A 1,229-nucleotide genomic window follows, 5' to 3' on the forward strand; every position below is an offset into this window, starting at 1 on the left:
TGGACTTGTAACGGATTTGTGCCGGTCACCTCTCTCATTATGCCACCTTGGCTTCGAAGGCGAGCGGGCTGATGCCGCCCAGATATGAATGTCGGCGGCGGGTGTTGTAGAACCCATTGATGTACTGAAAGATGGCAGCTTCTGCCTGACGCCGCGTCGGCCAGCTCTGCCGCCAGATGAGTTCTGCCTTCAGGGATTTGAAGAAGGTCTCGACAGAGGCATTGTCGTAACAATTTCCCTTGCCGCTCATTGATGGGCGCAGGCCATAGGCCTGCAGCTTCTTCTGATAATCGTAAGAACAATATTGGCTGCCGCGATCCGAATGGAAAAGGCAGCCCTCCGAAGGCTGGCGCAGGCGCACCGCCATATCCAGCGCCCTTATCGCCAGGTCCTTCTTCATCCTGTCGCTGACAGCCCAACCAACGACACGCCGGCTATGCAGGTCCAGAATGACGGCAAGGTAGAGCCATCCTTCTGACGTCCAGATATAAGTGATGTCGCCCGCCCACTTTTGGTTGGGCGCATTGGCGGCGAAGTCGCCGTCCAGCCAGTTCGCTGCGACACCCAGGCGATGGTGGCTATCCGTCGTAACCTTATGCTTGCGCGTGCGGACCGGCCTGATCCCGTTGATCCGCATCAGTCGTCCAACACGGCGCTCGCCAACATCGAGCCCAGCCTCTTTCAACTCCATGGTCATCCTCGGACGACCATAGCTGCCAAGGCTCAGGCTGTACTGTTCCCGAATATGGGCCAGCACTTTCATATCCGTCCGCTCCCGAAGACTGATCGGTCGCGAGCGCCAGGATCGATAGCCACGCTCACTGACAAGCATGACACGGCAGAGCAGCTCAACGGGCCAACGATGCCGCCAGCTATGCACAAAAGCGAACTTCACGGCCTTTGGCTCGCGAAGAACTGCGTGGCCTTTTTTAGCACTTCCCTCTCCTCCCGCAGCACGCGGTTCTCAAGGCGAAGGCGTTCATTCTCACGCGCCAAATCTGCCTGCGGCGCTGCCACCAGGTCAGATGGCCGATACTGTGACACCCACTTGCCCAGCGTCGACTTCCCTATCCCCAAATCCGATGCAACCCGGTCGCGGGGCAACCCGCTGGTCAGCGCGATGCGCACCGCCTCATGCTTGAACTCTTCTGTATGCTTGATCATCTCGTCGGTCTCCTGTTGCGAGCTCTAATCGCTCAGGTGACCGGCGCAAATCCGTTACAAGTCCA

General features: G+C 58.4%; 1 protein-coding gene. It reads right to left on the bottom strand.

The window, feature by feature from the left end:
* Positions 1–37: 37 nt before the first annotated feature.
* A protein-coding gene (locus GGQ90_RS28900; protein WP_223178518.1) for an IS3 family transposase occupies positions 38–1,164 on the bottom strand; the annotation gives its coding sequence in 2 pieces (ribosomal slippage) (positions 38–933 and positions 933–1,164; 1,128 coding nt in all).
* Positions 1,165–1,229: the final 65 nt, after the last annotated feature.

Source organism: Sphingobium scionense, assembly GCF_014197035.1.
In the GTDB taxonomy this organism is placed as follows: domain Bacteria; phylum Pseudomonadota; class Alphaproteobacteria; order Sphingomonadales; family Sphingomonadaceae; genus Sphingobium; species Sphingobium scionense.